Here is a 3,923-nt window from a genome sequence, read left to right as displayed (position 1 = left end):
GGCTTGCTCTTGTTCAGGTTGCATGGCTTTGTCTGCGAAGTAGATAGCTCTGATTTTCGCTGATACAACCTAACTTTTCCAGCACTTCAGTTCCTCTTAGGCATTTCTACTCACCGCAAAGGTGACATGCTCCCCATTGCGTGCAACGTCTCTACGACAAGGGTGGTAGCTTGATATGGATTTTTTGATAGTGAAGCAGTTGTTTGTCGAGTAGTGGCATTTGATAAGAAATCTCTACCTCTTTAGGCCGACTTCAAGTCCTTCTTCTAGAAACGAGATAATCAAATGCATTCTCTAGACTGTAATTTCAGTTACAACTTTTGAAGGAAGGCAATAATCTTTGAACCTCCTACGATCGAAGATATAGCAAAAGCGATTTTAGGACGTATTAAATCGCGCTCACAGTGATTTTTGAGCGTGAATAGGGGAGTTTGGCGCAACAGAAGCATCCACTTTCTGTTCAATATGGTTGTACCAAAATGCCGAAATCCCTCACTTGAAAGCCGTCATTTATCTACTGGATTGAGACATTTTAGGAGGTAGAGGTGAGCTTATTTCGACGCATCCGAACTGTTTTAGTCGCGCTATGTTTGGTGGGTGTTCTGCTGACGACCTCAGCTTGTAGTGGCACGGCGACCCAGGTTAGCCAGCCTTCCAGCGATACATCCACCTATTCGCAATTGCAGCGCGGTGATACAGCAACGGGACAAAAATTTGGGGATTGGGTTGTAAGTACAGCCCACGGTTTGGTTCAGGATGCTTATGTGCGTGACAACGACAAACTGGGCGTTGTTATTTCCTCAAAAGTGCATCCTACGGAAGTAAAAGAATTGGCGCGATCGCTCGTCCAGGGCTTCCAAAAGAACTTCCCAAACCGGGATCTACAGGTGTTGGTCTATGCCCCTGATAAACAGCGAATTCTGACTGCCAAGTACAACAATTCTACGCGGCAGATTGAGTATCAAGCGGCATAGGTTCTGTTGTAGAAGTTATTTTTTCGTGCGAAGTGCACAAAAAAATAACTTCAGAAAAACTGCAAATATTAGGAGATGATTATGTCGAGTAGTGATGCCTATAAGCGTCAGATCATGCAAGATCTGTCAGGCGGAAATGTCGAATCTCTCGATGCCAAATCTACCGAAATTGGCAACAACTACGACAACTTTGATGACTTCGCCCGGCGTTCCTCGCGAGATGAGCGGAAGCATCTATTCAGTCAAGCCTTTAAGCCCGAACGGATTCCTTCCAGTCAAATGGAGCCGGAATTGCAGAAGGCGATCGCTCAAATCAAGCCCAATGAGCGCGACGATGTAGCGAAAGAATTTTTGAAGCAGTTGGGCCATCGGGGTTTGAAAGATCATGACCTGGAAAAGCAACTGGGTCTTTCCACCCACCACGCTAGCCGGATGAATGCTGACGATGTGTCGAAGCTTGCATCCTTCGCTTATCACAATCACCCCGACATCTTCCAGGATGTGCTGGCCGATCAACCGGCTCTTGTGAAGATGCTGAGCAATCCGTTAGTTGGGGCTGCTTTGGGGGCGATCGCATCTAAGTGGATGGGTCATCGCTAGTCATCCTACTGCCGTTGTTATCACAAAATAAAGAGGTTGCCGCGCGATGCGCGGCAACCTCTTTATTTTGTGATAACAACAGGATTAATAACTATCGTCCTTCCCGACAGTCTGCCGCTCTAATCGTAAGTTAGCTTCGCTGAGACGATGGGAGATCGCCTGCCGCCAAACTAGATCTACGCTGGAGTCTGCCAGGACATCTTGAGCCATTTGGCGATACAGCGCACTGGTCACGATGTTGACATGCTCTAGAAGACGGAGGTTGTGATAGACCTGGCGGGGGTAGGTGGTGTCCATGCTTGGATCCTTTAGATGAAGTGGAGAAATTGACAGGCAGCGGAGCAGGGGCAACCAATAGAGCACCCCTGCTCTAAGTTTTAGGGGAGATCGGTGTGGCCCATGAGGTAGCGATCGCACTCCCGTGCCGCACCCCGGCCTTCGTTGATGGCCCATACCACAAGGCTTTGCCCCCGACGACAATCACCCGCAGCGAAGACTCCAGGGATTGAGGTAGTGTATTGCTCATGCTCGGCTTTGATGTTGCTGCGTCCATCCCGTTCCAGGCCGAGGGCGTCCAGGAGGGGTTGTTCGGGGCCGAGGAAGCCCATGGCAAGGAGTACCAATTGGGTGGGAGTTACCTTTTCAGTGCCGGGAATGGGTTGGGGGGAGAAGCGGCCATTTTCATCGCGCATCCACTGCACCTGGACAGTGTGAATGGCTTTGACCTGGCCGTTTTCGTCGCCCTCGAACTGAGTAGCCGTGGTGAGGTAGGTGCGAGGATCTGCGCCGAACATGGCAGCCGCTTCCTCCTGGCCGTAATCCATCTTGTAGACTTTGGGCCATTCGGGCCAGGGGTTGCTGGCGGCGCGGGTTTCGGGCGGTTTTGGCATAATTTCCAACTGGGTGACGCTATTGCACCCATGGCGGATGGAAGTGCCGACGCAGTCTGTCCCGGTGTCACCGCCACCAATGATGATTACGTCTTTGCCGGCGGCAGTAATGTAATCTTCGGTGGGGTTACCGTTGAGTACGGTGCGAGTATTTCCTGTGAGGAACTCCATCGCAAAGTGAATGCCTTTGAGTTCCCGGCCTTCAATAGGTAGGTCGCGGGGTTTGGTCGCTCCAGTGCAGAGAACGACGGCATCGTAATCCTTTAGCAAAGTTTCTGCCGAGATGTCTTTGCCTACCTCGGTGTTGCAAACGAAGGTGACGCCTTCGGCTTCCAGCACTTCCAAACGACGCAGCACGACCTTCTGCTTGTCCAACTTCATATTGGGGATGCCATACATAAGCAAACCGCCGGGGCGATCGGCTCGCTCATACACGGTGACCCAGTGGCCTGCCGTATTCAATTGGGTCGCCGCCGCTAGTCCAGCGGGGCCTGAGCCAATCACAGCGACCTTCTTCCCGGTGCGTTTAGTTGGGGGTGTAGGGGTAATCCAGCCGGATTCCCAGCCTTTTTCGGCGATCGAATACTCAATGTTCTTGATGGTCACTGGAGGGTGAGTGATGCCGAGAACGCAGGAGCCTTCGCAAGGAGCAGGGCAAACCCGTCCGGTGAATTCGGGGAAGTTATTGGTTTTGTGGAGGCGATCGAGCGCTTCCTGCCAGAGGCCACGATAAATCAGATCATTCCATTCGGGGATCAGGTTGTTGATAGGGCAGCCGCTGGCCATGCCGCTGAGGGTCATGCCCGTGTGGCAGAAGGGAGTGCCGCAATCCATGCAGCGTGCGCCCTGGGTGCGGAGGTTTTCCTCCGGCATATGAAGGTGGAATTCGTCCCAGTTGCGAATGCGATCGCTCGGGGAGATCTCATCGGCGACCTCCCGCAAATATTCCATAAATCCCGTTGGTTTTCCCATGGTTCTTCCTGGTAAATCTTCTAAAAATCAAGTGATTAGTAGCTTTGAACTAATGAGGGTTTATCCCGAAGGCAAATAGAGTGCGCGACAATAAAATCAGGAGAGAGCCAACGCATCCACAACCGCTATGCAAGCATCTGACAATCCCGATTCAAATGACCTTCGAGACCTAATCCTGGGTTTACAGGAGGAGATAAGAGGGCTGGGCCAACGGCTCAATAGGCTAGAGGAAAAAGTAGACCGTGTTGAGGCGCAGACCGAACCCAGAACTCTGGATGAGAAGGTCGAGAAAGTAGAGTACAAGAGAGTGATCAGGATTTTGTGTAAGCGGTCTAAAATCCCCTTAATTCAGGAGACCGCATCATGGCACGAAAGAAAAAAGAGACTAACCGCGTGGATGAGATGCTCGATGAGCTGTTGGCAGACTGTCAGACGCCAGAGGATATTCTGGGCGAATCGGGGTTACTCAAACAACTGAGCAAACGAC

At 51.3% G+C, this 3,923-nt stretch carries 4 protein-coding genes and 1 pseudogene; 3 read left to right on the top strand and 2 right to left on the bottom strand.

Annotated elements, in window-relative coordinates; all coding sequences use genetic code 11:
- The first annotated feature begins 545 nt into the window (after nucleotides 1-545).
- Nucleotides 546-974 (top strand): hypothetical protein, encoded by a 429-nt coding sequence (locus NDI52_RS34750; protein WP_190771839.1) that lies wholly within the window; start codon nucleotides 546-548, stop codon nucleotides 972-974.
- An 81-nt stretch (nucleotides 975-1,055) separates the two neighbouring features.
- Nucleotides 1,056-1,574 carry a hypothetical protein gene (locus NDI52_RS34745; RefSeq protein WP_190771838.1) on the top strand — a complete coding sequence of 173 codons (519 nt, stop codon included), beginning with the start codon at nucleotides 1,056-1,058 and terminating at the stop codon, nucleotides 1,572-1,574.
- 84 nt (nucleotides 1,575-1,658) lie between these two features.
- Here the strand turns inward: NDI52_RS34745 and NDI52_RS34740 are convergent, their stop codons facing one another.
- Together NDI52_RS34740 and gltD are read right to left on the bottom strand one after the other, a co-directional pair.
- Entirely contained in the window at nucleotides 1,659-1,871 is a 213-nt protein-coding gene (locus NDI52_RS34740; protein ID WP_190771837.1) for a hypothetical protein, read from the bottom strand.
- Between the two features lie 80 nt (nucleotides 1,872-1,951).
- A complete protein-coding gene (gene gltD / locus NDI52_RS34735) occupies nucleotides 1,952-3,436 on the bottom strand; it encodes a glutamate synthase small subunit (RefSeq protein ID WP_190771836.1) in 1,485 nt (494 codons plus the stop codon).
- A gap of 363 nt (nucleotides 3,437-3,799) precedes the next feature.
- On the opposite strand from gltD, the pseudogene NDI52_RS34730 reads away from it, so the two are divergent.
- Nucleotides 3,800-3,923: pseudogene (locus NDI52_RS34730) on the top strand (IS256 family transposase); the annotation flags it as partial.

The organism is Leptolyngbya sp. PL-A3 (genome assembly GCF_039962325.1).
In the GTDB taxonomy this organism is placed as follows: domain Bacteria; phylum Cyanobacteriota; class Cyanobacteriia; order Elainellales; family Elainellaceae; genus Vacuolonema.
The sequence above is the reverse complement of the archived record's forward strand: the minus strand, read 5'-3'. Positions and strand labels throughout refer to the sequence as shown.

Excerpts from the sequence above, each read along its gene's own strand:
- NDI52_RS34745 (WP_190771838.1), top strand. The coding sequence starts at position 1,056 with ATGTCGAGTAGTGATGCCTATAAGCGTCAGATCATGCAAGATCTGTCA.
- gltD (WP_190771836.1), bottom strand. The coding sequence starts at position 3,436 with ATGGGAAAACCAACGGGATTTATGGAATATTTGCGGGAGGTCGCCGAT.
- NDI52_RS34740 (WP_190771837.1), bottom strand. The coding sequence starts at position 1,871 with ATGGACACCACCTACCCCCGCCAGGTCTATCACAACCTCCGTCTTCTA.